General features: G+C 70.0%; 32 protein-coding genes. 23 read left to right on the forward strand and 9 right to left on the reverse strand.

Annotated features, from left to right (window positions below; all coding sequences use genetic code 11):
- The first annotated feature begins 26 nt into the window (after positions 1-26).
- From AC5Y43_RS18895 to rplO, 13 genes are all read left to right on the forward strand, one after another.
- A complete protein-coding gene (locus AC5Y43_RS18895; protein ID WP_499974904.1) occupies positions 27-917 on the forward strand; it encodes a formylglycine-generating enzyme family protein in 891 nt (296 codons plus the stop codon).
- Between the two features lie 148 nt (positions 918-1,065).
- Positions 1,066-2,694 (forward strand): PE family protein, encoded by a 1,629-nt coding sequence (locus AC5Y43_RS18900; RefSeq protein WP_499974905.1) that lies wholly within the window; start codon positions 1,066-1,068, stop codon positions 2,692-2,694.
- 379 nt (positions 2,695-3,073) lie between these two features.
- Positions 3,074-3,625 carry a DinB family protein gene (locus AC5Y43_RS18905; protein ID WP_499974907.1) on the forward strand — a complete coding sequence of 184 codons (552 nt, stop codon included), beginning with the start codon at positions 3,074-3,076 and terminating at the stop codon, positions 3,623-3,625.
- Positions 3,626-3,765: 140 nt separating this feature from the next.
- Entirely contained in the window at positions 3,766-4,134 is a 369-nt protein-coding gene (gene rplN, locus AC5Y43_RS18910) for a 50S ribosomal protein L14 (protein ID WP_003403649.1), read from the forward strand.
- The gene (rplX, locus tag AC5Y43_RS18915; RefSeq protein WP_499974908.1) at positions 4,135-4,458 is read left to right on the forward strand and encodes a 50S ribosomal protein L24; all 324 of its coding nucleotides are present in this window, start codon (positions 4,135-4,137) and stop codon (positions 4,456-4,458) included.
- Positions 4,455-5,018 carry a 50S ribosomal protein L5 gene (gene rplE, locus AC5Y43_RS18920; protein ID WP_499974910.1) on the forward strand — a complete coding sequence of 188 codons (564 nt, stop codon included), beginning with the start codon at positions 4,455-4,457 and terminating at the stop codon, positions 5,016-5,018. Before rplX ends, rplE begins: the two co-directional genes overlap by 4 nt.
- A gap of 2 nt (positions 5,019-5,020) precedes the next feature.
- Positions 5,021-5,206 carry a type Z 30S ribosomal protein S14 gene (locus AC5Y43_RS18925; RefSeq protein ID WP_011739072.1) on the forward strand — a complete coding sequence of 62 codons (186 nt, stop codon included), beginning with the start codon at positions 5,021-5,023 and terminating at the stop codon, positions 5,204-5,206.
- A gap of 20 nt (positions 5,207-5,226) precedes the next feature.
- On the forward strand, positions 5,227-5,625 hold the full coding sequence (gene rpsH / locus AC5Y43_RS18930; RefSeq protein ID WP_499974911.1) for a 30S ribosomal protein S8: 399 nt from the start codon (positions 5,227-5,229) through the stop codon (positions 5,623-5,625).
- A gap of 24 nt (positions 5,626-5,649) precedes the next feature.
- Positions 5,650-6,189 carry a 50S ribosomal protein L6 gene (gene rplF / locus AC5Y43_RS18935; protein ID WP_499974912.1) on the forward strand — a complete coding sequence of 180 codons (540 nt, stop codon included), beginning with the start codon at positions 5,650-5,652 and terminating at the stop codon, positions 6,187-6,189.
- A 41-nt stretch (positions 6,190-6,230) separates the two neighbouring features.
- The gene (gene rplR, locus AC5Y43_RS18940; protein ID WP_499975000.1) at positions 6,231-6,599 is read left to right on the forward strand and encodes a 50S ribosomal protein L18; all 369 of its coding nucleotides are present in this window, start codon (positions 6,231-6,233) and stop codon (positions 6,597-6,599) included.
- A gap of 40 nt (positions 6,600-6,639) precedes the next feature.
- On the forward strand, positions 6,640-7,329 hold the full coding sequence (gene rpsE, locus AC5Y43_RS18945; RefSeq protein ID WP_499974914.1) for a 30S ribosomal protein S5: 690 nt from the start codon (positions 6,640-6,642) through the stop codon (positions 7,327-7,329).
- A 2-nt stretch (positions 7,330-7,331) separates the two neighbouring features.
- On the forward strand, positions 7,332-7,514 hold the full coding sequence (rpmD, locus tag AC5Y43_RS18950) for a 50S ribosomal protein L30 (protein ID WP_499974915.1): 183 nt from the start codon (positions 7,332-7,334) through the stop codon (positions 7,512-7,514).
- Positions 7,511-7,951 (forward strand): 50S ribosomal protein L15, encoded by a 441-nt coding sequence (gene rplO / locus AC5Y43_RS18955; RefSeq protein WP_499974917.1) that lies wholly within the window; start codon positions 7,511-7,513, stop codon positions 7,949-7,951. Before rpmD ends, rplO begins: the two co-directional genes overlap by 4 nt.
- A gap of 94 nt (positions 7,952-8,045) precedes the next feature.
- Here the strand turns inward: rplO and AC5Y43_RS18960 are convergent, their stop codons facing one another.
- Positions 8,046-8,972: an LLM class flavin-dependent oxidoreductase gene (locus AC5Y43_RS18960; RefSeq protein WP_499974918.1), complete on the reverse strand. Its 927-nt coding sequence runs from the start codon at positions 8,970-8,972 to the stop codon at positions 8,046-8,048.
- A gap of 40 nt (positions 8,973-9,012) precedes the next feature.
- Between AC5Y43_RS18960 and sppA the strand changes: the two genes are divergently transcribed.
- Positions 9,013-10,812 (forward strand): signal peptide peptidase SppA, encoded by a 1,800-nt coding sequence (sppA, locus tag AC5Y43_RS18965; RefSeq protein ID WP_499974919.1) that lies wholly within the window; start codon positions 9,013-9,015, stop codon positions 10,810-10,812.
- A gap of 6 nt (positions 10,813-10,818) precedes the next feature.
- Here the strand turns inward: sppA and AC5Y43_RS18970 are convergent, their stop codons facing one another.
- From AC5Y43_RS18970 to AC5Y43_RS18980, 3 genes are read right to left on the reverse strand one after another with little or no spacing between them, the layout of a single operon-like run.
- Positions 10,819-11,733, reverse strand: a complete 915-nt coding sequence (locus AC5Y43_RS18970) for a class I SAM-dependent methyltransferase (RefSeq protein ID WP_499974921.1) — start codon at positions 11,731-11,733, stop codon at positions 10,819-10,821.
- A gap of 21 nt (positions 11,734-11,754) precedes the next feature.
- Positions 11,755-12,663 (reverse strand): class I SAM-dependent methyltransferase, encoded by a 909-nt coding sequence (locus AC5Y43_RS18975; protein ID WP_499974922.1) that lies wholly within the window; start codon positions 12,661-12,663, stop codon positions 11,755-11,757.
- The gene (locus tag AC5Y43_RS18980; protein ID WP_499974923.1) at positions 12,656-13,597 is read right to left on the reverse strand and encodes a class I SAM-dependent methyltransferase; all 942 of its coding nucleotides are present in this window, start codon (positions 13,595-13,597) and stop codon (positions 12,656-12,658) included. The genes AC5Y43_RS18975 and AC5Y43_RS18980 overlap by 8 nt, the downstream gene beginning before the upstream one ends.
- Before the next feature lie 96 nt (positions 13,598-13,693).
- Here AC5Y43_RS18980 and AC5Y43_RS18985 point away from each other — a divergent pair, with 96 nt between their 5' ends.
- Positions 13,694-14,470, forward strand: coding sequence for an SDR family NAD(P)-dependent oxidoreductase (locus AC5Y43_RS18985; protein ID WP_499974925.1), 777 nt, complete (start codon positions 13,694-13,696; stop codon positions 14,468-14,470).
- Positions 14,467-15,699 (forward strand): zinc-dependent alcohol dehydrogenase, encoded by a 1,233-nt coding sequence (locus AC5Y43_RS18990; protein ID WP_499974926.1) that lies wholly within the window; start codon positions 14,467-14,469, stop codon positions 15,697-15,699. The genes AC5Y43_RS18985 and AC5Y43_RS18990 overlap by 4 nt, the downstream gene beginning before the upstream one ends.
- 84 nt (positions 15,700-15,783) lie before the next feature.
- Here AC5Y43_RS18990 and AC5Y43_RS18995 read toward each other — a convergent pair whose 3' ends face one another.
- Positions 15,784-16,431 carry a class I SAM-dependent methyltransferase gene (locus AC5Y43_RS18995; protein WP_499974927.1) on the reverse strand — a complete coding sequence of 216 codons (648 nt, stop codon included), beginning with the start codon at positions 16,429-16,431 and terminating at the stop codon, positions 15,784-15,786.
- A 79-nt stretch (positions 16,432-16,510) separates the two neighbouring features.
- On the opposite strand from AC5Y43_RS18995, the gene AC5Y43_RS19000 reads away from it, so the two are divergent.
- Positions 16,511-17,440: a helix-turn-helix transcriptional regulator gene (locus AC5Y43_RS19000; protein ID WP_499974929.1), complete on the forward strand. Its 930-nt coding sequence runs from the start codon at positions 16,511-16,513 to the stop codon at positions 17,438-17,440.
- On the opposite strand, the gene AC5Y43_RS19005 is transcribed toward AC5Y43_RS19000, so the two are convergent.
- From AC5Y43_RS19005 to AC5Y43_RS19015, 3 genes are read right to left on the reverse strand one after another with little or no spacing between them, the layout of a single operon-like run.
- Positions 17,398-18,279, reverse strand: coding sequence for an MBL fold metallo-hydrolase (locus AC5Y43_RS19005; protein ID WP_499974931.1), 882 nt, complete (start codon positions 18,277-18,279; stop codon positions 17,398-17,400). The two genes, AC5Y43_RS19000 and AC5Y43_RS19005, sit on opposite strands and share 43 nt — an antisense overlap.
- A complete protein-coding gene (locus tag AC5Y43_RS19010; protein ID WP_499974932.1) occupies positions 18,276-18,929 on the reverse strand; it encodes an L-fuculose-phosphate aldolase in 654 nt (217 codons plus the stop codon). Before AC5Y43_RS19010 ends, AC5Y43_RS19005 begins: the two co-directional genes overlap by 4 nt.
- Entirely contained in the window at positions 18,926-19,906 is a 981-nt protein-coding gene (locus AC5Y43_RS19015; RefSeq protein WP_499974933.1) for an NAD(P)-dependent oxidoreductase, read from the reverse strand. The genes AC5Y43_RS19010 and AC5Y43_RS19015 overlap by 4 nt, the downstream gene beginning before the upstream one ends.
- A 30-nt stretch (positions 19,907-19,936) precedes the next feature.
- Here AC5Y43_RS19015 and AC5Y43_RS19020 point away from each other — a divergent pair, with 30 nt between their 5' ends.
- On the forward strand, positions 19,937-21,298 hold the full coding sequence (locus AC5Y43_RS19020; RefSeq protein WP_499974934.1) for a xylulokinase: 1,362 nt from the start codon (positions 19,937-19,939) through the stop codon (positions 21,296-21,298).
- Positions 21,299-21,307: 9 nt separating this feature from the next.
- Positions 21,308-21,985 (forward strand): GNAT family N-acetyltransferase, encoded by a 678-nt coding sequence (locus tag AC5Y43_RS19025; RefSeq protein WP_499974935.1) that lies wholly within the window; start codon positions 21,308-21,310, stop codon positions 21,983-21,985.
- 55 nt (positions 21,986-22,040) lie between these two features.
- Here AC5Y43_RS19025 and AC5Y43_RS19030 read toward each other — a convergent pair whose 3' ends face one another.
- The gene (locus tag AC5Y43_RS19030; RefSeq protein WP_499974937.1) at positions 22,041-22,958 is read right to left on the reverse strand and encodes an SAM-dependent methyltransferase; all 918 of its coding nucleotides are present in this window, start codon (positions 22,956-22,958) and stop codon (positions 22,041-22,043) included.
- Positions 22,959-23,128: 170 nt separating this feature from the next.
- Between AC5Y43_RS19030 and secY the strand changes: the two genes are divergently transcribed.
- From secY to AC5Y43_RS19050, 4 genes are read left to right on the forward strand one after another with little or no spacing between them, the layout of a single operon-like run.
- On the forward strand, positions 23,129-24,454 hold the full coding sequence (secY, locus tag AC5Y43_RS19035) for a preprotein translocase subunit SecY (protein WP_499974939.1): 1,326 nt from the start codon (positions 23,129-23,131) through the stop codon (positions 24,452-24,454).
- A complete protein-coding gene (locus tag AC5Y43_RS19040; RefSeq protein ID WP_499974941.1) occupies positions 24,451-25,008 on the forward strand; it encodes an adenylate kinase in 558 nt (185 codons plus the stop codon). The genes secY and AC5Y43_RS19040 overlap by 4 nt, the downstream gene beginning before the upstream one ends.
- 2 nt (positions 25,009-25,010) lie before the next feature.
- Entirely contained in the window at positions 25,011-25,811 is an 801-nt protein-coding gene (gene map, locus AC5Y43_RS19045) for a type I methionyl aminopeptidase (protein ID WP_499974942.1), read from the forward strand.
- Between the two features lie 45 nt (positions 25,812-25,856).
- Positions 25,857-26,402, forward strand: coding sequence for a sigma-70 family RNA polymerase sigma factor (locus AC5Y43_RS19050; protein WP_499974943.1), 546 nt, complete (start codon positions 25,857-25,859; stop codon positions 26,400-26,402).
- The last annotated feature ends 46 nt before the right edge of the window (positions 26,403-26,448 follow it).

Consider the following 26,448-nt stretch of genomic DNA (forward strand, 5'->3'; position numbering starts at 1 on the left):
ACGCGTCGCGTCACTACCCTGAAGGAGTGCTCACCGAGTTGGTCGACCTGCCGGGCGGGTCGTTCCGCATGGGCTCGACGAGCTTCTATCCCGAAGAGGCGCCGATCCACACCGTGACCGTGGCGGCCTTTGCGGTGGAGCGCCACCCGGTGACCAATGCGCAGTTCGCCGAATTCGTCTCCGCCACAGGCTATGTGACCGTCGCGGAGCAACCGATAGACCCGGCGCTGTATCCGGGTGCGGATCCCAAGGACCTGTGCCCGGGCGCCATGGTCTTCCGGCCCACCAGCGGCCCGGTCGACCTGCGTGACTGGCGGCAGTGGTGGGACTGGGTACCGGGCGCCAGCTGGCGCAATCCGTTCGGGTCCGGCAGCGATATCGCGGGCCGCGACGATCACCCGGTGCTGCAGGTGGCCTACCCCGACACCGCGGCATACGCGCGCTGGGCCGGCCGGCGGCTGCCGAGCGAGGCCGAATGGGAGTACGCGGCGCGCGGCGGGACCGATGCCACCTACTCCTGGGGCGACGAGCCCACCCCCGACGGCCGGCTGATGGCCAACACGTGGCAGGGGAGGTTCCCGTACCGCAACGACGGGGCGCTGGGCTGGGTGGGCACGTCGCCGGTGGGGGCCTTTCCGGCCAACGGGTTCGGCCTGCTCGACATGATCGGGAACGTCTGGGAGTGGACCGCCACCGAGTTCTCCGCCCACCACCGGCTCGATCAGCCACCCAAGGCGTGTTGCGCGCCGACGGGCCCGGCCGATCCGAGCGTCAGCCAGACGCTGAAGGGCGGTTCGCATCTGTGCGCCCCGGAGTACTGCCACCGCTACCGCCCGGCCGCGCGCTCACCGCAGTCACAGGACACCGCGACGACCCACATCGGATTTCGCTGCGTGGCGGATCCGGCGTCCGGCTAGGCCGGGTGGGCAGACGGAAGTCCTTGCCGCCCTTCGCGGCCCGATTAAGTAGTGGACTACGCTAACGCCTCCCGTCGGGGTGGGGGAGGCTGATCGCGCAATGTCTGCTGACTTGCCTCAGGGCCCGACGAGCTAGTAGGTGGCAAACATGTCGTTTGTGAGCGCGGCACCGGAGCTGATCGCGACGGTGGCTTCGGATTTGGCCGGTATCGAGTCGAGCCTCGGCGCAGCCCACGCGGCGGCGGCGACCTCGACGACGCAGGTGCTGGCCGCGGCCGCCGACGAGGTGTCGGCCGCGATAGCGGGTCTGTTTTCCAGCCACGGGCAGGCCTTTCAGGCGCTCGGCGCCGAGGCGGCCGCGTTTCAGGCCAAGTTCGTGCAGGCCCTGAGCGGCGCGGCGGGCGCCTATTCGCTGGCCGAGGCCGCCAACGCCTCGCCGCTGGACACCGTCTGGGAAGAAGTGCGGGCCGTGATCAACGCGCCCACCAACATGTTGTTGGGGACCCCGTTGATCGGCAAGGGCGCCAACGGTGCGCCGGGAACCGGCCAAAACGGCGGGCCCGGCGGCCTGTTGTGGGGCGACGGCGGCGACGGCGGGTCCGGGGCGCCCGGGCAGCCCGGCGGCAGGGGCGGTAACGCCTGGTTCTTCGGCAACGGCGGCCGGGGCGGGGCCGGCGGCGTCGGCGCCACCGGCAGCGCGGGCAACGCGGCCGCCGGTACCACGGGCGGCGTCGGCGGCCTCGCCGGCAACGGCGGGCCCGGCGGCAATGGCGGGATGATCTTCGGCAACGGCGGCGACGGCGGCGTCGGCGGCGTGGGTGGCGCCGGCGGGGCCGGCGGCTCCGTCACCACCGGCGGCTCCGGCACCAAGGGCGGCAACGGCGGCGGCGGCGGCAACGGCGGACCCGGCGGCCAGGCCGAGGGGTTGTCGGGATACTTCGGCGGTCATGCCGGTGCCGACGGCGACGGGGGCGCCGGCGGTAGCGGAGGCAAGGGCGGTGACGTCACCTTCACCGGCAGCGGCGCCATCAGCGGCCACGCCGGCTCCGGCGGCAGCGGCGGCACCGGAGGCGCCGGCACCAACGGCGGCAACGGCGGCACCGGCGGCAACGGCGGCGACGCCAACATCACCGCCACCACCTCAGCCGCCGCCGGGAGCGGTGGCGGAGGTGGCGGCGGCCTGGGCGGCGACAGCACCGGCGGCGGCCACGGCGGCACCGGCGGCACCGGTGGTAGCGGCGGCACGGTAGGGGTCTTCGCCAACGGCAACGGCAGCGGCACGGGAGGCTTCGACGACCTGCACGGCGGCGGCGGCGGGGCCGGCGGCGGCGCCGCCGGTGCCATCGGGGGGCCGGGCGGCGGCGGGGGCGGCGGCACCGCCGCGATCGTCGGTAGCACCACCGTCACTGCCAAATCTGGCGTCGCCGGGGTCGGCACCGGCGGCGGCCTGGGCGGCGTCGGCGGCAGCGCCGTGGGCACTGCCACTGGAGTATTCGCTTCCGGGGGTGGTGGTGGCGGTGGCGGCGGTGGTATTGCCGGCGGCATCGCGGGTGCCGGCGGGAACGGCGGCGTCGTCGGCGGCGGCGGCAGTGGCGGCACCGCCGGTAACGCCGGCACCGCCGGCGGCTCGTTCACCCAGAATGGCGGGGCCGCAGCCGGCGCCCAGGGCGGAATCGCGGGTGCGGATGGTGGTGGCGGTGGGGGCGGTGGCAGCGGCAACGGCATCGGTGTCGGCGCCACCGGCACCGGCGGCAAGGGCGGCAACGGCGGCCCCTAGTACCGACGGATAATCAACTCGTTTAGTCAGCCGGGCACCGCGCGGCGGTTCAGCTGCGCGTGACACCGCCCGCACGAGAATGTCCCTTGGCCGCCCGGCACCGTCTGCACATGCCCACAGTGCCGACGCGTTGCTTTCGTGCGCTTCTCGGCCGGCTCCTGCTCGGCGTTCGGGGCTGGACCGAGCTTTTGGGTTGCCGAGCGGTTGGCGAACCGATAGACGGAAAACGCCTAACACGCGAGTTATGCCGCCTCGAGCACCCATGCGCACCCACCACGCGCCGAGATCGGCCCGTGGTGGCCGACAGTGCAGGATGCGGCGGGACCCTCGAAAGATCCTTGGCGAGTGCCCCGCAGCCGTTCCGGGGGAGGATTCACGCATGCCCCCGTTGCTGCCGCCGCTCGCCGCCGAGGATCACGTCTGCGACAGCTGTTCGGTCGCTTATGCGGAGACTTGGATCGACGACGCGGTCGGGGTCATTGCCGCCCTGCCGGGGGCGGTGCGGGAGGCGGTCGGCGCGATCGCGCCCGAGCGGCGACGGCTGCGGTCCAGTCCCGCCGTATGGTCGGTGGCCGAGTACCTCTGCCACCTTCGCGACGTCTACGTCAGCTTCACCATCCGGTTGCACCGCGTCCGCACCGAGCTAGAGCCCGCCCTGGAGCCGATGCTCAACGGCCTGCGGGCCCGCCGCTTCCGCTACAACGAGTGCGACATCGATGCCACGCTCGGTGAGCTGGCGGCCGCGGTGGCCGGATTCTGCGACGAGGTCGCGCGTACGGGAGAACGGGACTGGGACCGCACCGCGACCCGCTTGCCGGGTGAGCGACGCACCGCGCGATGGCTCGTACGCCAGGCGATGCACGAAGGTGTCCACCACCTCGCCGATATCCGGAGAATCGGTGAATTTGGCTCTGAGCAGGTCGTCCCCTAGACTCTAGGGGTTGCCTTGGGCAGACCTCGGCCGGTGTGTATCGGCCCCGCGTGCCTTTCGGTGACAAACCGCTTTGTAAGACCGCGCACGCCAGAGGCTAGCTCCTGCCGTGCACACGTGAACCAGGTCAGGAGATCCGAGTGATTCAGCAGGAATCGCGGCTGAAGGTCGCCGACAACACCGGCGCCAAGGAGATCTTGTGCATCCGGGTGCTCGGCGGTTCGTCGCGACGCTATGCCGGCATCGGTGACGTCATCGTCGCCACCGTGAAGGACGCCATCCCCGGCGGCAACGTCAAGCGCGGCGACGTCGTCAAGGCCGTCGTGGTGCGCACGGTCAAGGAGCGCCGCCGCCCCGACGGCAGCTACATCAAGTTCGACGAGAACGCCGCGGTGATCATCAAGCCGGACAACGACCCGCGCGGAACGCGCATCTTCGGGCCCGTCGGCCGCGAACTGCGCGAGAAGCGATTCATGAAGATCATCTCGCTGGCCCCGGAGGTGCTGTAGATGAAGGTCCACAAGGGCGACACCGTCCTCGTCATCGCGGGTAAGGACAAAGGCGCCAAGGGCAAGGTCCTGCAGGCGTACCCGGACCGCAACCGGGTGCTCGTCGAGGGCGTCAACCGGATCAAGAAGCACACCGCGGTTTCGACCAACCAGCGCGGGGCCCGCTCGGGCGGCATCGTCACCCAGGAAGCGCCGATCCACGTCTCCAACGTGATGGTGGTCGACTCCGACGGCAAGCCCACCCGGATCGGTTACCGGCAGGACGAGGAGACCGGCAAGAGAGTCCGTATCTCCAAGCGCAACGGCAAGGACATTCAGGCATGACGACCACCGAGAAGACCCAGCCGCGCCTGAAGGAGCGCTACCGCAACGAGATTCGGGATTCGTTGCACAAGCAGTTCGGCTACGGCAACGTCATGCAGATCCCGACGGTGACCAAGGTCGTCGTCAACATGGGGGTCGGCGATGCCGCCCGCGACGCCAAGCTCATCAACGGTGCGGTCAACGACCTGGCGCTGATCACCGGCCAGAAGCCCGAGATCCGTAAGGCGCGCAAGTCAATCGCGCAGTTCAAGTTGCGCGAGGGCATGCCGATCGGCGCGCGGGTGACGTTGCGCGGGGACCGGATGTGGGAGTTCCTCGACCGCCTCACCTCGATCGCGCTGCCGCGTATCCGTGACTTTCGCGGGTTGTCGCCCAAGCAGTTCGACGGGGTCGGCAACTACACCTTCGGTCTGGCCGAGCAGTCGGTGTTCCACGAGATCGACGTGGACAAGATCGACCGGGTCCGCGGCATGGACATCAACGTCGTCACCTCGGCGACGACCGACGACGAAGGACGAGCGCTGTTGCGGGCCCTCGGCTTTCCGTTCAAGGAGAACTGAGCATGGCAAAGAAGGCACTGGTCAACAAGGCCGCACGCAAGCCGAAGTTCGCGGTGCGCGGCTACACCCGCTGCAGCAAGTGCGGCCGCCCGCGCGCGGTGTTCCGCAAGTTTGGGCTGTGCAGGATTTGCCTGCGCGAGATGGCGCACGCGGGCGAGCTGCCTGGCGTGCAGAAGAGCAGCTGGTGACGGGACACGGGGACTAAACCATGACGATGACTGACCCGATCGCGGACTTCTTGACGCGGCTGCGCAACGCCAACTCGGCGTACCACGACGAGGTGACGTTGCCGCACTCGAAGATCAAGGCCAACATCGCCCAGATCCTCAAGAACGAGGGCTACATCACCGACTTCCGCACCGAAGACGCCCGGGTGGGCAAGTCGCTGGTCGTGCAGCTGAAGTACGGGCCGAGCCGGGAGCGCAGCATCGCCGGCCTGCGCCGCGTGTCCAAGCCGGGGTTGCGGGTCTACGCGAAGTCCACCAGCCTGCCGCGCGTGCTCGGCGGGCTGGGCGTGGCGATCATCTCGACGTCGTCGGGTCTGCTCACCGACCGTCAGGCAGCCAGACAGGGCGTGGGCGGCGAAGTCCTCGCGTACGTGTGGTAAGGCCGGGGAGGATAGAGAAAAGCTATGTCGCGTATCGGTAAGCAACCCATTGCGATCCCCAGCGGGGTCGACGTCACGATCGAGGGCCAGAACGTCTCGGTGAAGGGGCCCAAGGGCAGCCTGAACCTGACGGTGGCCGAGCCGATCGCGGTGGCCCGCAACGACGACGGGGCGATCGTGGTCACCCGTCCCAACGACGAGCGGCGCAACCGCTCGTTGCACGGGCTGTCGCGCACCCTGGTGTCCAACCTGGTCACGGGCGTGACCGAGGGATACACCACCAAGATGGAGATCTTCGGGGTCGGCTACCGGGTGCAGCTCAAGGGCTCCAATCTCGAGTTCGCGCTGGGCTACAGCCATCCCGTGGTGATCGAGGCCCCCGAGGGCATCACGTTCGCGGTGCAGTCGCCCACGAAGTTCACGGTCACCGGGATCGACAAGCAAAAGGTCGGCCAGATCTCGGCGAACATCCGCCGCCTGCGCCGTCCCGACCCGTACAAGGGCAAGGGCGTGCGCTACGAGGGTGAGCAGATCCGCCGCAAGGTCGGAAAGACAGGTAAGTAGTCATGGCGCAAAAACAGGCTGACACCGCCGCGCGAAAGCCGGTGGGGCAGAGCGTATCCGCCACCCGGCGGGTCTCCCGGCTGCGCAGGCACGCGCGGCTGCGCAAGAAGATCGTGGGTACCCCGCAGGTCCCGCGGCTGGTCGTGCACCGCTCGGCGCGCCACATCCACGTGCAATTGGTCAACGACGAAAACGGCACCACGCTGGCCGCCGCCTCCTCGATCGAGTCCGATGTGCGCGGCCTGGACGGCGACAAGAAAGCCCACAGCGTGCGGGTGGGTCAGCTGATCGCCGAGCGCGCCAAGGCCGCCGGCATCGACACCGTGGTCTTCGACCGTGGCGGATACACCTACGGCGGGCGGATCGCGGCGCTGGCCGACGCCGCCCGCGAGAACGGATTGCGATTCTGATGAACAACATCAGCCTGACGACAACTGGAAGGACCGCATAATGGCGGAACAGTCGACTGGCGGGCCGGGCGCCCCGGACAGCCGCGACGGCCGCGACTCGCGCGGGGATGGCCGTGGCCGGCGCGACGGAGGCGGCCGCGGCGGCCGTGACCGCGACCGCGACGGCGACAAGAGCAACTACCTCGAGCGCGTCGTCGCCATCAACCGGGTCTCCAAGGTGGTCAAGGGTGGCCGGCGGTTCAGCTTCACCGCGTTGGTCATCGTCGGTGACGGCAACGGCATGGTCGGCGTCGGCTACGGCAAGGCCAAGGAGGTGCCGGCCGCGATCGCCAAGGGCGTCGAGGAGGCCCGCAAGGGATTCTTCCGGGTTCCGCTGATCGGCGGCACCATCACGCACCCCGTGCAGGGCGAGGCGGCCGCCGGCGTGGTGCTGCTGCGTCCCGCCAGCCCGGGTACCGGCGTGATCGCCGGCGGTGCGGCCCGCGCCGTGCTGGAATGCGCTGGGGTGCATGACATCCTGGCCAAGTCGCTGGGCAGCGACAACGCGATCAACGTGGTGCACGCCACCGTGGCCGCGCTCAAGCTGCTGCAGCGTCCGGAGGAGGTGGCCGCTCGCCGCGGTCTGCCGATCGAGGATGTCGCCCCGGCCGGGATGCTGAAGGCGCGCCGGGAAAGCGACGCGGTGGCCGGTCTGCCCGCGGGTGCGGCGGTCCGGGAGGGGACGGCATAGCCATGAGTCAGCTCAAGATCACCCAGGTGCGCAGCACCATCGGGACGCGCTGGAAGCAGCGCGAGAGCCTGCGCACCCTGGGGTTGCGCCGGATTCGCCACTCGGTGGTCCGTGAGGACGACGCACAGACCCGCGGCCTGATCGCGGTGGTGCGCCACCTCGTCGAGGTCGAGGAGGCCAAATGACCATCAAGCTGCACGACCTGAAGCCCGCGCCCGGGTCCAAGACGCCGCGTACCCGTGTCGGTCGCGGCGAGGGCTCCAAGGGCAAGTCCGCGGGGCGGGGTACCAAGGGCACCAAGGCCCGCAAGAACGTCCCGGCCACCTTCGAGGGCGGCCAGATGCCGATTCACATGCGGCTACCCAAGCTCAAGGGATTCAAGAACCGATTCCGTACCGAGTACGAGATCGTCAACGTCGGCGACATCAACAAGCTGTTCCCGCAGGGCGGTTCCCTCGGGGTCGCGGAGCTGGTCGCCAAGGGCGCGGTGCGCAAGAACTGCTTGGTCAAGGTGCTCGGCGACGGCGAGCTGTCCGTCAAGGTCGACGTCACCGCGCACAAGTTCAGCGGCAGCGCGCGCGAGAAGATCACCGCAGCGGGCGGCTCGGCCACCGAACTTTAGCCCCGCGAGCAGACGCAAAAGCACCCGCGCGCACGGCGTGTCGGGTGCTTTTGCGTTCCCCCGGCTTCGCGGGGGCGCCCCCAGCTCGCGCAAGCTAAGCGAGCCGCGGAATCACCTCCGCGGCAAGGTGTTCCATCTGCTCGCGGTTCTCGGCGACATCCGTGCCGACGGGGTTCAGCAGGAGCATCTCGGCGCCCGCGTCGGCCACCTCGCGCAGCCCGCGGGCCACGTCGTCGGGCGTGCCCGACACCGGAACCGCGTCGATGCCCCGCATTTCGCCGTAGATGCGGCGCAGCCCGGCCAGCACCCGCCGGCGGGCGCGGGCCGCGTCGTCGTCGACCGTCAGATAGACCCGCTTGCCAATGGTGAAGCGCGCGGCGTCTTTCCGTTGTTCGCCGAGTTCACGGCGCACCACCTTGACCGCCCCGGCGAACGCCTCGGTAGTCGACGAGCCCGCACCCAGAAACGCGTCGCCGTGGCGCACCGCCCGGGCCAGCGCCCTGGGCGCCAGGCCACCGAACCAGATCGGCGGATGCGGACGCTGCACCGGCTTGGGCGCCACCGGCAGGTCGTCGACGTTGCGGAAGCGGCCCTGAAACGTCACCCGGGGCTCGTCCGACCAGGCGGCCTTCATCAGCTCGAGCCCCTCGGTGAAATACGAGATGTACGTGGACTTTTCGACCCCGAATGCGTCGAATCGGCGGAACCCGCCCCCGGTTCCCACGCCGAGGTCCAAGCGGCCATGGCTGAGCCGGTCGACCGCGGTCGCGGCCGAGGCCAGCTGCAGCGGGTCGTGCAACGACGTCACCAGGACACCGACGCCCAGGCGCAGTCGCTCGGTGCAGGCGGCGCAGTACGCCAGCAGCTCCAGCGGAGCCAGCAGCGGCGCGGGCCCGATGATCTGCTCGAGCACCCAGCCCCCTTCGAACCCCAACTCCTCGGCGCGGGAAAGAAAGGACCGTAGGCCGGCCGCATCGAAGCGGTCGTAGTCGAACTGGGGGATGGCGATGGAAAGCCTCACCCGACCACGGTACGGCCGCCGATCGGTACCCTGGGCGAGTATGTTCGCCTTCCTGCCTTCGCTTCCCGGGATCGACGAGGTCCGCGCCCTGGCCGACCGGGTCGACACGGCACGCCACCACGGCGTGCCCAACGGCTGCGTGCTCGAGTTCGACCTGCGCTCGGCGCCCCCGGAGACGACGGGCTTCGATCCGCTCGCGCTCATCACCGGGGGCCGGGCGATGGCGCTGCGAGACGCCGTCGCCGCGATCCACCGCGCCGCCAAGGACCCCCGGGTCGCCGGGCTGATCGCCCGTGTGCAGCTCGCGGCGTCGCCCCCGGCGGCCGTTCAGGAGCTGCGCGAGGCGATCGCCGCGTTCAGCGCCGTCAAACCCACACTGGCGTGGGCCGAGACCTACCCGGGCACGCTGTCGTACTACCTGGCGTCGGCGTTCGGTGAGGTCTGGATGCAGCCGTCGGGAAGCGTCGGGCTGATCGGGTTCGCGAGCAACGCCATGTTCCTGCGTGACGCGCTGGACAAGGCGGGCATCGAGGCCCAGGTCATCGCAAAGGGCGAATACAAGTCGGCGGCAAACATTTTCACTCAAGCGCGCTTCACCGAGGCCCACCGCGAGGCGGTCACGCGGATGCTGGAGAGCCTGCAGGAACAGGTGTGGCAGGCGGTCGGGGAGTCACGCAAGGTCGACGCGGATGCGCTCGACGCGCTGGCCGATCGCGGCCCGCTGTTGCGCGACGACGCGGTGGCCTCGGGCTTGGTCGACCGCATCGGATTCCGCGACGAGGCCTATGCGCGCATGGCGGAACTCGTTGGGGCTGATATCGATTCGGCCGATGCTTCCGACGAGGAGGGCCACCCGCCCCGGCTGTACCTGGCCCGCTACGCGGGCGCGGCCCGGTCGCGGCTGACCCCGCCGGTGCCGTCGGTGCCGGGCCGCCGGCCCAAGCCCACGTTCGCCGTGATCACCGTCGACGGCGCGATCGTCGACGGGCGCGGCGGCCCCCAGTTCCTGCCGCTGGGCCGGCCCACCGCCGGGGGCGACACCATCGCGGCGGCGCTGCGGGAGGCCGCCGCCGACGATTCGGTGTCCGCGATCGTGCTGCGGGTGGACAGCCCCGGGGGCGCGGTCACCGCGTCGGAGACCATCTGGCGGGAGGTGAGACGGGCCCGCAAGCGCGGCAAGCCGGTGGTGGCCTCGATGGGTTCGGTCGCCGCGTCCGGCGGCTACTACGTCGCGGCGGGCGCCGACGCGATCGTGGCCAACCCCGGCACGATCACCGGATCGATCGGGGTGATCAGCGGCAAGCTCGTGGTGCGTGACCTCAAGGGTCGCCTCGGGGTCGCGTCGGATACCGTGCGCACCAACGCGAACGCCGATGCCTGGTCGGTCGACACCCCGTTCACGCCCGAGCAGCGGGCGCATCGGGAGGCCGAGGTGGACCTGCTCTACACCGATTTCGTGGAGCGGGTCGCCGAGGGCCGCAACCTGAGCACCGAGGCCGTGGATGTCGTTGCCCGCGGCCGGGTTTGGACCGGCGCCGACGCCGTCGAGCGTGGCCTGGTCGACGAGCTCGGCGGGCTGCGGGCCGCGGTGCGCCGGGCGAAGGTCCTGGCCGGCCTGGACGAGGACACCGAGGTCCGCCTCGTCAGCTATCCGGGTTCGTCGCTGCTGGACCTGGTGCGACCCCGCGCGTCGTCACGACCGGCCGCCGCGTCGCTGCCGGATGCGCTGGCCGCGTTGGTCGGCCGCTCGGTCGTGGGGATCCTCGACGACATTTCACACAATGTCGAGCAGGCCTTCGGCAGTGCCAGCGCGCTGTGGCTGGGGAACTCGCGCCTCTGAGGGGTGTCAGCCGGCGAGCCGGCCGCTGATGAAGATGATCTCGCCGAGCGGGTCGTCGTGTTCGACTGGCGGCACCTCGATGTCGTTGCTCCGGAACAGTTCCGTTCGCGTTACGCCCTCGGCGTCCCAGCCCGCCGACCGCAGGTAGTCGACGACGTGGTTGCGTTCGCCGGCATAGACCAGCGACGCCATGTCGATGTCGACGCCGTGGTCCCGAAAGGAACCGGATCTCTCCCGCATCAGATCGGCGTCGAAATCGACGATGCCGGGCACGAATTCGGTGGCGACGGTGCTGCCGGGCGCGCTGAGCCCGGTGATGTTGTCGAACAGCCGGTCCTGGGCCTCCGGTGGCAGGTAGATCAGCAGGCCTTCTGCCAGCCACGCGGTCGGTGCCGTCGGGTCCAGGCCCGCCGCCTTCAGGGCGGCCGGCCAGTCCGCGCGCAGATCTATTGCGACGGTCCGGCGTTCGGCGGCGGGTTCTGCGCCCAGGCCGGCCAGCGTGGCCGTCTTGAACTCGATGACCTGCGGCTGGTCGATCTCGTAGACCACCGTGCCGTCCGGCCACGGCAACCGGTAGGCGCGGGCGTCCAGGCCGGACGCCAGGATCACCGCCTGGCGCACCCCGGCGCCGGTGGCGTCGATGAAATAGTCGTCAAAGTACTTGGTGCGCACGGTCATTCCATCGATCATGGCCTGAACGCGTACCGCAGAGGCGCCCTCGATCGCGTCGATGTCGAGTTCGCCGTCCATCACCTTGGTGAAGAAGTCCACCCCGACGGCGCGCACCAGCGGTTCGGCGAACGGATCGTTGATCAAACCGCGGGGATCCCTGGTCGCCATCGCGCGCCCGGCCGCGACCATCGTCGCGGTCGCGCCCACGCTGGACGCCAGATCCCAGTTGTCGTCGTGCGAGCGTGGCATGGCAAGAACCCTAGCCAACGCCTACGTGCGCGTGGCGGCGACGTAGCTCATTTCGCCGAAGGTGGCGGTCATCTCGTCCTCGGGGAACTCAAACCCGTTGCGCGCGTACAGCTCCCTGGCGGGATGCGGCGTCACCTGCCAGCCGTGGGTGGTCAGGTAGTCGAGGACGACGTTGCGCTCGCCGCGGTAGAACAGGTCGGCCGCATTGAGTCCCAGGCCGAGGCGCTGCCAGCGCTCGGAGATGCGCTGCAGGCGCTCGTCGGAGAACGTGTTCGGGTCGGGCACGTGTTCGGTGGCCAGGCGGCTGCCCGGCGCGCTGAGCGCGGTGATGTGGTCGAACAGCCGGTCCTGGGCCTCGGGCGGCAGGTAGGGCAGCAGGCCTTCCGCGCTCCATGCCGTCGGCCGCGTGACGTCGAAGCCGCCCTCGCGCAAGGCCGCGGGCCAGTCGTCGCGCAGGTCGATGGCGATAGTTCGGCGTTCGGCGGTCGGGGAGGCGCCGATGGCGGTCAGCGTCTCGGTTTTGAAGGCGATGACCTGCGGCTGGTCGATCTCGTAGACCACCGTGCCTGCCGGCCAGCGCAGCCGGTAGGCGCGGGTGTCCAGGCCGGATGCCAGGATCACCGCCTGCCGGACGCCGTCCGCGGTGGCGCCGGTGAAGAAGTCGTCGAAAAACCTGGTGCGCACCGCGATCTGCTCGCGCCGGGCTTTGCGGTTGAACAGCGGGTCGTCGTCGAACTCGAGCTCGCCGTCAATGATCTGGATGAATGGTTCCAGTCCGACGGCGCGGACCAGGGGATCGGCCAGCGGATCGTCGAGCAGCGGCTCGGGCCCCTGCGAGGCCACGGCGCGGGACGCCGCCACCATGGTGGCCGTCGCGCCCACGCTGTGCGCCGGCCCCCAGGTGTCGCCGTCGGTGCGTCCCTCACTCATAGATCCCCCAGGTGTAGACCATCTCGCCCATCCGCATGTCGTCCTTGTCGATCGGGTCAAGTCCGTTGGTGGCGAACAGTTCCCGAATGGTGGCGCTGGTCAGCCGCCAGCCGTGATCGGCCAGGTAGGGGGCCGCCTCGTTGCGGTCCCCGAAGTACACCAGGCCCGCCATGTCGAGGTCGAAACCGTGTGCGCGCCAACGCTCGGAGATCGCCTGCATGCGCTCCTTGAGCTTCTCCTCGTCGCCGGGCTCGGGATTGGGCGCGCTTTCGGTGGCCAGCCGGCTGCCCGGCGCGCTGAGCTCGGTGATGGTGTCCAGCAGGCGGTCCTGTGCCTCCGGCGGCAGGTAGCCGAGCAACCCCTCGGCGCTCCACGCCGCGGGTCGGGCCGGGTCGAACCCGGCGGCGCGCAGCGCGGAGGGCCAGTCGTCGCGCAGGTCGATGGCCACCACCCGCCGCTCGGCGGTGGGTGCGGCGCCCAATTCGGCCAGGGTGCGCGACTTGAACTCGACGACCTGTGGCTGGTCGACCTCGTAGACCACGGTCCCGTCGGGCCAATCCAGCCGGTAGGCGCGCGAGTCCAGGCCCGAGGCCAGGATCACCACCTGCTTGATGCCAGCCCGCGTCGCGCCCAGGAAGAACTCGTCGAAGAACTTGGTGCGCACTGCCATGTTGTCGGCCATGCGCGACATAGCCCCGGCGGAGCCGGCCCCGTCGTGCACGTCATTGAGCTCGTCCGGGTCCAGATCGCCGCTGGCCAACCGGGTGAGCAGGTCCACGCCGACGGCCCGGACCAGCGGCTCGGCGAAGGGGTCGTTGATCAGCGGCCGGTCGGCCCGGCCCGCCACGGCGCGGGCGGCGGCGACCATGGTCGCGGTCACCCCGACGCTGGAGGCCGGGTCCCAGGTGTCGCCGTCATACCTGGTGGAAGTCATGTTTGCCCCTGTTCGGATCTAGTCCATCTAATATTTAGCCGATATAACAAGCTGCCACCACTGTACGCTTCCCGCGATTCGCGGCAACCTTGACGGATGGCGTACGAGGCGGCGGGCAAGCGGGTGCTGATCACGGGCGCCTCCTCGGGCATCGGGGCCGCCCTGGCCCGGCAGCTGGCCGGGCGGCACGCGGTGGTGGGACTGGTCGCCCGCCGGCGCGATCGCCTGGCCGAGGTGCTGGCCGACTGCCGGCGGGCGTCGCCGGGATCGGCGATGTGGGCGGCCGACCTGGCGGACACCGCGGCGCTGGATGAGCTGGCGCTGCGGGCGTGGGACGAGCTCGGCGGCATCGACATGCTGGTCAACAACGCCGCGATCCCGAAACGACGGCCGGTGACGGCCCTGCTGCCGGACGAGGTCGAGGACGTCATGCGCGTCAACTTCTTCGCGCCGATGCGGCTGACCCTGGCCCTGCTGCCACGGATGCTGGCGCGCGGAAGCGGCCAAATCGTCAACGTGTCGAGTATGGGCGGCCGCCTCGGAATCATCCACGAAACCGCCTACTGCGCAAGCAAGTTCGCGTTGTGCGGGTGGAGCGAGGCGATGGCCGTGGACCTGCACGGCACCGGGGTCTCGGTGAAGCTGATCGAGCCCGGGCCCGTCGACACCGAGATCTGGGACCGACCCGGCAGCGAGGAGCCCCTCTACCAGGGCCCCAAGGTGGACCCCGACGTGGTGGCCGAGGGCATCGTCGAAGCCTTGGGCAGTGCGAATTTCGAGCACTACCTCCCGGACATGAAGACGGTCGTCGATGCGAAAAATGCCGACCTCGACGCGTTCATCGCGGGCGCGGCGGGGATGGCACAGCGATGAAGGCACTCGTCTACGGCGTGCTGCCGGAGCCCTTCGAAGTACCCGATGAAGCCAACGCGCTGACGCAGAACCTGACCCGCACCCCGACGGCCCTGCGGCAGGTGCCGGAACCTAGGCTGCCGCACCGGGATTGGGTCATCACACGGCCGCGGCTGACCGGCATCTGCGGGTCGGACTCCAAGCAGATCCTGATGGACTTCGGCGCCGACGACGCCGACAACGCCATGTCCGCATTCTGTTCGTTCCCGCAAGTGATGGGGCACGAGGTGGTCGCCGACGTGGTGGTACTCGGGCCCGAGGCCCGGGGACTGCGGGTGGGCCAGCGCGTGGTGCTCAACCCGTGGCTGTCGTGCGGCCCGCGCGGCATCGAATCGCCCTGTCCCGCTTGCGAAACCGGCGACTACAGCCTGTGCTGGAGTTTCACCGACGGCGACATCAAGCCCGGCATCCACACCGGGGTGTCGGCGGACGTGACCGGCGGCTACGCCGAACTGATGCCGGCCCACGACAGCATGCTGTTCGCCGTTCCGGACGCGATGCCCGACGAGATGGCGGTGCTCGCCGACCCGTTTTCGGTGTCCCTGCACGCGATCACCCGCCACCCGCCGCCGCGCTCGGGGCGGGTGCTGGTGTACGGCGCGGGGTCGCTGGGGCTGTGCGCGGTCGCGATCCTGCGGGCGCTCTATCCCGAAGTGGCCGTCGCGGTGGTGGCGCGGTTTGCCGCGCAGGCCGAACTGGCGCGCCGGTTCGGCGCCGCGCTGGTGGTCGAGCACGAACCGCGCCTGGCGGTCATCGAGGAAGTCGTCGCGTGGGGCGGCGGCCGGCTGCGCCGGCCCCTGCTGGGCCTGCCGATGGCCTACCCGGGGGCCGTCGACATCGTCTACGACACGGTGGGCAAGCCGGATACCTTCGAGGTCGGGGTTCGGGTGCTGCGCTCGCGCGGGACGCTGGTCAAGGCCGGCGTGCACGCGCCCGGCCGCTGGGAGTGGAGTCCCTTGTATTTCAAGGAGATCAGCTGGGTGGGCTCGAATGCGTTCGGGGTCGAGGAGGTCGAGGGCGTGCGCAAGCACGCCATCGGCCACTACCTCGACCTGGCCGCGGCGGGACGGGTTGACCTGCGCCCCATGCTGACCCACATGTTCCGGCTCGACCAGTGGCGCGAGGCGTTTTTGGCGATCGCCAACCAGGGCGAGAGTGGGGCCGTCAAGGTGGCCTTCGATCAGCGCTAGAGCCGGCGGCGAGCGTGAATCTCACGACGCTGTCGCCGCGTGTCGCGTCGTGAAATTCACACTCGTGGAGGGCATTGGCGTGCGCTAGGCGGGCCGGGTCGCGCGATAGTAGGTGACCCGCCCCACCACCCGTTGCCGGTGCGTGGCAACCTGCCTGCAGTCGAATCCCGCCGCCCGCAGCAGCCGCGGGATCGCGTCGCCGAGGTTCCCGGCCGCGTGCGGGCTGCGCCGCACGAGCCGCGCCGACAGCCCGTCGCGGGCGGTCATGTCGCCGCCCATGTCGACCAGGTGCAGCCTGCCGCCGGGGCGCAGGACACGAAAGACCTCGGCCGCCGCCGCCGCTTTCGCGTCGTCGTCGAGGTGGTGCAGCATCATCGACGACAGCACCCGGTCGAACTCGCCGTCGGAGTAGGGGAGTCGTTGGGCGTAGCCGCGTTCGAAGCGGATGCCGTTCAGCCGGCGTGCCTTTCGCTCCGCCCGGGCGAGAGCCCGCGGGTCGGGGTCGGACCCGATCACCGGCGCGCCGGGGCATGAGCGCTTGGCCCGGATCGCGACGTTGCCGGTGCCGCAGCCGATCTCCAGCACGCGTTGGCCGTCGGCGAGTTCGGCCTGCCCGATCAGATTCTCGTAGATGCTCCCCATGCCCAGCAGGCGACTGAACAGGTCGTAGCCGGGCAACAGGGCGTCGTGGCCTGCGGCGGGCAGGTAATCATGTGGATAATGTTTGTTCACAGGACCCATAGTGCGCTCTTGTGCGGAGGCATAATTGGGTCATACTTATCGAAAGTTGAATGATTTTTAGCGATATGACATGACGCAGGCAGCCCGGATTATCAGCCACCGCGACGGTGTGCCCGTCTACCAGTACCGGACCGGGCCGGACGTCCCGCCGATTTCGGTGCATCGGCACGACCCCGACGGTGCGGACGGCCCTGACGAGCGGGGTCGGCACATTCACGATTTCCCGGCGCTGCTGTACGTTCCCGCGGACGGAGTGGTGTGTGTGGTGGCCGCGGGTGAGGTTCTCGACCCGGGGCGGCTGGACTACCTGGACGGCGGGGTTGCGGTGTTTTTCGATCCCGCCGCGCTCGGCGAGGATTCGCGATCACCGTGGCCGGCCTGGCGGGCGCACCCGCTGCTCTTTCCGTTCCTGCACGCGCACGCGGGCGGTGTCCTGCGGCTGGACCTGCCCGGCACCCGACAGCCGGTGTGGGACAACGCGATCCGCTCCATCGAAACCGAACTGCTCGCGCGCCACGACGGCTATCGGCAGGCGGCCCTGGCGCACCTGACGCTACTGCTGATCGACCTGGCGCGGCTGGCCGGCCCCGTCGTGGCCGAGCTGCGCCGCAGTGGCGAACCGCTGCTGGCCGAGGTGTTCGAGGTGATCGAGCGGCGGCACGCCGGACCGTTGTCGCTGCGCGATGTGGCCGACGACGTGGGTCTGACCCCGGCGCACCTGACCACCGTCGTGCGCCGGCGCACCGGACGCACCGTCGGCGAGTGGATCGTCGAGCGCCGGATGGCGGCCGCCCGCGGACTGCTGACGGAGACGGACCTACCCGTCGCCGAGGTGGCCCGGCGGGTCGGGATCTCCGACCCCGGCTACTTCAGTCGGCTGTTCGGCCGGGCGCACGGCACCTCACCGCGCCAGTGGCGTGGCGCCAGCAAGCCGGCGACCATGAATCCCGCAACGCGTCAGAGGGATTCGATGTCCAGCCAGCGGTCGACGTCGAACTGATCGCCGGTCGCGCGGATCGTCGCACCGCCGCGGCCGGGGTAGTGCGCGGGTATGACCGCTGCCTTCGCGGCGGCGGCCTCGGTGAATATCCGCCGGCGGGTTACCGCGGCGGCGTCGGCGTCCACGTCGAAGGCGCAGGCGTCGGCGGGGCGGCGCAGTTGCAGCGGGCTGTGGGTGAGATCGCCTACGAACACCGCCGGCTGGCCCGCGTGCAGCCACAGCACCGAGGAGCCCGGCGTGTGCCCGGGGGCGGGTCGCAGCCGCAGCGACGGGCTGAGCTGGCAGTCGTCGGACCACTGGACGATCTGGCCGGCCGCATCGACGGGCTCCACGCTGTCTTCGAACACCAGCCGTTCACCGGGCTGCCCGCCCCCGGGCCCGTCCGGTGAGAAGTGGCGGAAGTCGGCGGCCGCCACCAGGTATCGGGCGTTGGGGAACGTCGGCACCCAGGTGCCGTTCTCGCGCATGGTGTTCCACCCGACATGGTCGGAGTGGATGTGCGTGTTGACCACCACGTCGACCGCGGCGGGGTCGATGCCCGCAGATCCCAGCGCCGCCAGGAATCCCGTGCTGAGGTGATCCAGGGCGGGCAGGTGCGGGCGCGAACGGTCATTGCCGACGCCGGTGTCCACGACGACGGTCAGCCCGTCGACCTCGATGACCCAGCTCTGGATGGCGACGTGCCACTGATCGGTGTCGGGGTCGAAGAAGTCCGGCACCAGCAGGTCGGCGTTGTCGCTCCACCCCGACGCCGGGGTGTGGGCGAAGGCCTGGGCCGGCACGCCGAAGCGCGTTTCCAGCACCCGCGTCACGGTGGCGCGACCCAGTCGTGCCTTCATGAGTTCGCGCGCAGGTAACCGTACACGCCGGCGAAGTTGCGATTCACGTCCTCGGGAATGGGGACCGGACCGCCCAGCGCCCTTGCGCCCCAGACGATTTGGGCCGTCCGCTCGACCAGCGCGGTGATGTGCAGGACCTTCTCGGGCCGCGGACCCACGGCCACCAGCCCGTGGTTGGCGATCAACGCGGCGCCGCGGCCCTCGAGCGCCCTGACCGCATTGGCGCCGACCTCGGGTGTTCCGGACGCGGCGTAGTCGGTGCACCGGACGTCGCCGCCGCAGTAGACGGCGAACTCGTCGATGCAGGCCGGAATCGCCTGGTGCGCAATGGCGAACATGGTCGCCCAGACCGGGTGGGAGTGGATGACGCTGCCGATGTCGTCGAACGCCTGATAGCACGCCAGGTGCAGCTTGGCCTCCGTCGACGGCATCCGCCCCTCGGCCGCGTGCAGCACGGCGCCCTCGGGATCGACCAGCACCAGGTCGTCGAGCTGCATGTCGCGATAGTCGACCGACGACGGCGTGATGACGATGTTGCCGTCGGGGCGCCGCGCCGAGATATTGCCGGCCGTTCCCTCCACCAGGCCCCGGCCCAGCATGTCCTTGGCCGCATCCAGCACCGCGGTTTCCGCACTCTCAACGGATTTCATGAGGCGAGCACCTCCGGGTTGACGATGTGCGCGGGTCTTTTTCCCGCCAGCAGCGCTTCCAGGTCGTCGGCCACCATCTGCGCCTGCCGGGCCTCAGTGTTCCACGTCGCCCCGCCGATGTGCGGCGTCAGCACGACATTGGGCATGCCCGCCAGCGGATGATCGGTGGGCAGCCATTCGCCCACGAAGTGGTCCAATCCGGCGGCGGCCACCTTGCCGCCGCGCAGCGCTTCGACGAGCGCGTCGGTGTCGTGCAGCTGGGCACGTGCGGTGTTGAGGAACACCACGCCGTCGCGCATGGCCGCGAACTGCCGCGCGCCGATCATGCCGGCGGTGTCGTCGGTGACCGGCGCGTGCAGCGACACCACGTCGGCCTCGGCCAGCAGCTCGTCGAGGCCGTGGCGGGCCTCGTCGTGGTAGGGGTCGTGGGCGATCACGCGCATGCCCAACCCGGACAGCCGCCACCGCAGCGCCTGCCCGACGGCGCCGAGCCCCACCAGCCCGGCGGTGCGCCCGGCGATCTCCCAGCCGCGGAACCGCTGATACGGGATGATGCCATCGCGAAAGATGTTGCCGCCGCGCACATCCGCGTCGGCGGGCAGCAGGTGGCGGGTGGCGGCCAGCAGCAGCGCCACCGCCATCTCGGCGACCGCGTCGGCGTTGCGGGCCGGGGTATTCAGCACCGGGATGCCTGCCGCGGTGGCCCCGTCGATGTCGACGTTGTTCGGGTCGCCCCGGGTGGACGCGATCACGCGCAGGCCCGCATCCAACACCGGCCCCCCCACCGAGTCGCTTTCCACCACAACGACATCGGCGGCCTCCGCGGCGATCCGCGCGGCCAGCTGCTCGGCGCTGTAGATCCGCAGCGGGGACTGGTCGATCCATGGGTCGTACACCACGTCGGCCAATTGCCGGAGCTTGTCGAACCCCGGCCCCCGCAGCGGCGCGGTCACCAAGGCACGCGGTCTTGACATCACGAACGCTAATGCTGGCGTACGGTGACGCCCGTGTCACGTGAAGACGTCACAATCGGCATCGACGTCGGCAGCACGGCCGTCAAGGCGGTGGCCGCAGACGCCGACGGCCGCGTGACGGCACGGGTGCGCATCCCGCACCAGCTGCGAATCCCGGTCCCCGATCGGCTGGAGCACGACGCCGACGAGGCGTGGCGGCGCGGCCCGGTGTCGGCCCTGCAGAGCTTGGACCCCGGCCCGAGCGTCAAGGCGGTGGCCGTCGCGGCGATGGTCCCGTCGCTGACGGCCGTGGACGCCGACGGGCGGCCGCTGACCCCGGGCCTGCTGTATGGCGACGCGCGGGGCCGCGTGCCTGGTCAGGACGATCAGCCCCTTCCGGCGCTGGGCGAGGCCGCCGAATTCCTGCGCTGGACGGCCGCGCAGGCGCCCGGCGCGGCGGGGTACTGGCCCGCGCCGGCGGTGGCCAACCACGCCCTGGCGGGCCAGGCGGTGATGGACGTGGCGACCGCCGCCACCGCCTTCCCCCTCTTCGACGGGACCGGCTGGAACGCCGCGGCGTGCGCCGAGCGCGGCGCCACCGTCGAGAAGATGCCGCGGGTGGCGACCATCGGGACGGCCGCCGGGCAGATCCCCGGCACGGGCGCCGTGCTGGGGATCGGCGCCATCGACGCGCTGTGCGAGCAGATCGTGGCCGGCGCCGACCGCGACGGCGACGTGCTGGTGCTGTGCGGCACCACCCTGATCGTGTGGACCACGATGCCCGAAGCCAGGCAGGTACCCGGCCTGTGGACCATCCCGCACACCGCGCCCGGCAAGAGCCAGATCGGGGGCGCCAGCAACGCGGGCGGGTTGTTCCTCGGGTGGGTGGATCGCGTTGTGGCGCAGGGTGATCCGGCGGCCCTCGACCCACACCGGGTGCCGGTGTGGTCGCCGTACATCCGCGGGGAGCGCACGCCGTTTCACGACCCGGACCGCCGCGCCGTGCTGGACGCACTGGACCTCACCCACGACGCCGCGGCGTTGCGGCGCGCGGCCTACGAGGCGTCGGCGTTCGTCGTGCGCCAGCTCATCGAGCTGAGCGGGGCGCCGGTGGCGCGCATCGTGGCCGCCGGCGGCGGCACCCGGGTCGGCCCGTGGATGCGGGCCATCGCCGACGCCACCGGGCGTCCGGTGGAGGTGTCCGCGGTGGCCGAGGGCGCGGCGCTGGGCGCGGCCTTTTTAGGCCGCATGGCTGCCGGGCTGGAAACCTCGATCGCCGACGCCGCCCGGTGGGCGTCAACCGAGCGGGTCGTCGAACCCGATCCCGCCTGGGCGGCGGCGACCGCCGAGCGCTACCAGCGGTTCCTGGAGCTGGGAAACCAAAGATCCGAAGCGCTCCCCCCGGCCGCGTTCTAGGCTGGTGCCATGACCGACCGCGGGACCGACCACGACCGCAAAGCCGCCCGGCGGGAGATCGCCGACGCGCTGCTGAAGGCCCTCGAACGCCGGCACGAAGTGCTCGACCTGATGGTCGAGTCCGAGGACAGGGCGGCCGCGGTCGAGGGGATCGTCAGTCTGCTCGACACCTCCCACGTGGCCGCCGAGGCCGTGATGAGCATGTCCTTCGATCAGCTCACCAAGGATTCGCGCAAGAAAATCCAGGCCGAGCTGGAGGACCTGAACAAGCAGCTGAGCTTCATGCTCGGGGAGCGCCCGGCGAGCTTGGGGGAGACGCTGGAGTTGCGGCCGTTCTCGGCCAACGACGACCGCGACATCTTCGGCGTGCGCACCTCGGACGTGGGCGCCGCCGGCGACGGGTCCGGCGGGCCCGCCGGCGATCTCGACGACGAGATCCGCGCGGCGCTGGCGCGCCTCGACGACGAGGAGGCCGCGTGGTTCGTGGCCGTCGACTCGGGGCAGAAGGTCGGCATGGTGTTCGGCGAGCTGTACCACGGCGAGGTCAACGTGCGGATCTGGATTCATCCCGACCATCGCAAGAAGGGCTACGGCACCGCTGCGCTGCGCAAGTCCCGCACGGAGATGGCGTGGTGCTTCCCGGCGGTGCCGATGGTCGTGCGCGCGCCGGCGGCCAAGCCCGTCTGATCCGGCGAGCCGTCGGGCCGAATCCCGCCCTACCCGCACATCCGCAGCCGGCGGTTCACACTCGTGCGCCACGCACGGCGGTGAGGCTGACGATGTTGCGCAACTGGGATTGCTCGTCGGTGGGGAACACGCGGCCGTAGTCGGCGAAGAAGTCCCGCCGCGGCCGCGTGGTCACCGCCCAGCCCAGCCCGGCCAGGTAGTCGACGACATTGCTGCGCTCGCCCTCGAAGAACAGGCCAGACAGGTCGATGTCGCAGCCCAGATTCTCCCACCGCTGGTTGAACTGCCGCGCCCGGTCGGCCATCGTGCGGTCGGGATCCTCGCCGTGGTATTCGGTGGCCAGCTTGCTTCCGGGCGCGCTTAGCTCGGTGATGTTGTCGAAGAGCCGGTCCTGCGCGTCGGGCGGCAGGTACATCAGCAGGCCCTCGGCGCTCCACGACGTCGGCAACGTGGGGTCAAACCCGCTGCCGCGCAACGCCTCCGGCCAATCGTCGCGCAGATCGACGGCAACGGTGCGACGGTCCGCGGTCGGCGCGGCGCCCAGGTTGGCCATCGCGGCGGTCTTGAACTCGACGACCTTGGGCTGGTCTACTTCGTAGACCACGCTGCCCGGCGGCCACGCCAACCGGTAGGCGCGGGCGTCCAGGCCGGCGGCCAGGATCACCGACTGGGTGACGCCGTCGCGGGCGGCGTTGAGGAAGAAATCGTCGAAGAAGCGGGTGCGCACGGCGATCGAATCCGTCTCCAGCCGCAGGTCGCGTTCGCCGGTTTCCGACTCCGACGGGACGACCCGGCCGTCGATCAGGCGGATGAAGAAGTCCAGGCCGACCGCGCGCACCAGGGGCGCGGCGAACGGGTCGTTCATGATCGCGTCGTGCTCCGCGCTGGCCAGCGCCCGGGCGGCGGCGACCATGGTGGCCGTGGCGCCGACGCTCGAGGCCAGATCCCAGCTGTCTTGGTCGGTTCGCGACATGGTGCTCCCACTTACTTAGCCAATGCAATGAGCCACCAGAACTTTACGCCTCGATGGGCCTTGACCGGGGGCGTCCGGTCCAGCTGTTAGTCTCGTACACGGTTTGACGCGCGGCGCCGTACGTCCTGGCCTGCGGGTGTAGGCGCGAGACGCAGGACGCAGGAGGAAGAGTGCTTTCGGCTTTCATCTCATCGCTGCGGACAGTCGATCTGAGACGGAAGATCCTCTTCACGCTTGGCATCGTCGTCCTCTATCGGGTCGGCGCCGCTTTGCCGTCTCCGGGGGTGAACTACCCGAACGTGCAGCAATGCATCAAGGAGGCCAGCGGCGGCGAGGCCGGGCAGATCTATTCGCTGATCAACCTGTTTTCCGGCGGCGCGCTGCTGAAGCTCACGGTGTTCGCCGTCGGCGTGATGCCCTACATCACCGCCAGCATCATCGTGCAGCTGCTGACCGTGGTCATCCCGCGGTTCGAGGAGTTGCGCAAAGAGGGCCAATCCGGCCAGGCGAAAATGACGCAGTACACCCGCTACCTGGCGATCGCGCTGGCGGTGCTGCAGGCCACCAGCATCGTGGCGCTGGCGGCCAACGGCGGGTTGCTGCAGGGTTGCTCGCTGGACATCATCGCCGACCAAAGCATCTTCACCCTGGTCGTCATCGTGCTGGTGATGACAAGCGGCGCGGCGCTGGTGATGTGGATGGGCGAGCTGATCACCGAACGCGGCATCGGCAACGGCATGTCGCTGCTGATCTTCGTCGGCATCGCGGCGCGCATCCCCGCCGAGGGCAAATCCATCCTGGACAGCCGTGGCGGGATGATCTTCGCCGCCGTCTGCGCCGCCGCGCTGGCCATCATCGTCGGCGTGGTCTTCGTCGAGCAGGGCCAGCGCCGCATCCCGGTGCAATACGCCAAGCGGATGGTGGGCCGGCGGATGTACGGGGGCACCTCGACGTATCTGCCGCTGAAGGTAAACCAGGCCGGCGTTATCCCGGTGATCTTCGCGTCGTCGCTGATCTACATCCCGCACCTGGTCACCCAGCTGGTGCGCAGCGGCAGCGGCGGCGTGGGCAACAGCTGGTGGGACAAGTTCGTCGGCAGCTACTTGTCGGACCCGAGCGACCCGGTCTATATCGGCATCTATTTCGGCCTCATCATCTTCTTCACCTACTTCTACGTCTCGATCACGTTCAATCCCGACGAGCGCGCCGACGAGATGAAGAAATTCGGCGGATTCATTCCCGGTATTCGGCCGGGCAAGCCGACCGCCGACTACCTGCGTTTTGTGCTGAGCCGGATCACGCTGCCGGGCTCGATCTATCTGGGCGCGATCTCGGTGCTGCCCAACCTGTTCCTGGAGATCGGCAATGGCGGAGCGGTGCAGAACTTGCCCTTCGGGGGTACCGCGGTTTTGATCATGATTGGCGTCGGTTTGGATACGGTCAAACAAATCGAGAGCCAGCTCATGCAGCGCAACTACGAAGGATTCCTCAAGTGAGAGTCGTTTTGCTTGGCCCGCCGGGGGCGGGCAAGGGGACGCAGGCCCAAAAGCTCGCCGAGAAGCTTGGGATCCCGCAAATCTCCACCGGGGAACTGTTCCGGAACAACATCGAAAACGGGACCAAACTCGGGCTGGAGGCCAAGCGGTACCTGGACGCCGGCGACCTGGTGCCCTCCGAGCTGACCAACCAACTCGTCGACGACAGGCTCAACGATTCGGACGCGGCCGACGGCTTCATCCTGGACGGCTATCCGCGCTCGCTGCAGCAGGCCAAGGCGCTGCACGAGATGCTCGAGCGCCGGGGCACCGACCTCGACGCGGTGGTCGAGTTCCGGGTCACCCAGGACGAATTGCTGCAACGGCTCAAGGGCCGCGGGCGCGCCGACGACACCGACGACGTCATCCTCAACCGCATGAAGATCTACCGCGACGAGACCGCGCCGCTGCTGGAGTACTACGGGGCTCAGCTGAAAGACGGGTTGAAGACCGTCGACGCGATCGGCACGGTGGACGAGGTGTTCGCCCGGGCGCTGCAGGCACTGGGCAAATAACCATGAGCGCGTTGGCGCGGCTGCGCAGTCGCAAGGTCGTGCCGCAGCGCAGCCCCGGTGAACTCGACGCGATGGCGGGCGCGGGCGCGGTGGTGGCCGCCGCCCTGCAAGCGGTCCGCGCCGCCGCGGTCGCGGGGGCCTCGACACTGAGCCTCGACGAGATCGCCGAGTCGGTGATCCGCGAAGCCGGGGCGATCCCGTCGTTTCTGGGCTACCACGGCTACCCGGCGTCGATCTGCGCGTCGGTCAACGACAGGGTCGTGCACGGCATCCCGTCGGCCGCGGAAGTCCTGGCGCCCGGGGACCTGGTCTCCATCGACTGCGGTGCGGTGCTGGACGGCTGGCACGGCGACGCCGCCGTCACCTTCGGGGTCGGGACGCTGGACGCCGCCGACGACGCGCTGTGCGAGGCGACCAGGGAGTCGCTGCAGGCCGGCATCGCGGCGATGGTCGCCGGTAACCGGCTGACCGACGTCGCGCACGCCATCGAAACGGGCACCCGGGGCGCCGAGGTCCGCTATGGGCGCGCGTTCGGCATCGTGGAGGGCTACGGGGGCCACGGCATCGGAAGGCACATGCACATGGACCCGTTCTTGCCCAACGAGGGTGCGCCCGGGCGGGGCCCGCTGCTCGCCCCGGGCTCGGTGCTGGCCATCGAACCGATGCTGACGCTGGGCACCAGCAAAACGATGGTGCTCGACGACGAATGGACCGTCACCACCGCCGACGGGTCCCGTGCGGCACACTGGGAGCACACCGTCGCGGTGACCGACGCCGGGCCGCGCATCCTGACGCTCGCCTGAACTAAACGCCTACTCGACTCGTGTCTTTTTGCGGGAGGTGATCGGGTGGCTCGGGTTGCCGGGACTAGGGGCGCCTCCGGGGCTGCTGAAGCCGCCCTGATGAGGGCCCTCTACGACGAGCACGCGGCGGTGTTGTGGCGTTATGCGCTGAAGCTGACGGCCGATGCCAGCCTGGCCGAAGATGTCGTGCAGGAGACGTTGTTGCGAGCCTGGCAGCATCCGGAGGTCATCGGCGACACCGAGCGCTCGGCGCGGGCGTGGCTGTTCACCGTCGCCCGCAACATGATCATCGACGACCGGCGCAGCGCGCGGCATCGCAACGTGGTTGGTTCGCTGGATGAGCCGGGAGCACCCGAGCGATCGACGCCGGACGAGGTGAACGCGGCGCTGGACCGGCTGCTGATTGCCGAGGCCATGGTGCAATTGTCCGCCGAACACCGGGCCGTGATCGAACGGTCCTACTACCGCGGCTGGACGACCGTGCAGATTGCTGCCGACCTCCAGATCGCCGAGGGAACGGTGAAGTCGCGACTACACTATGCCGTGCGGGCGTTGCGACTCACTCTGCAGGAACTTGGAGTCACCCGATGACGGCGCGGGGGTACAGACAGGTGCCCATCCGGACGGTCATCGGCTC

The sequence above is a fragment of the Mycobacterium sp. NGS57 genome (assembly GCF_059812405.1).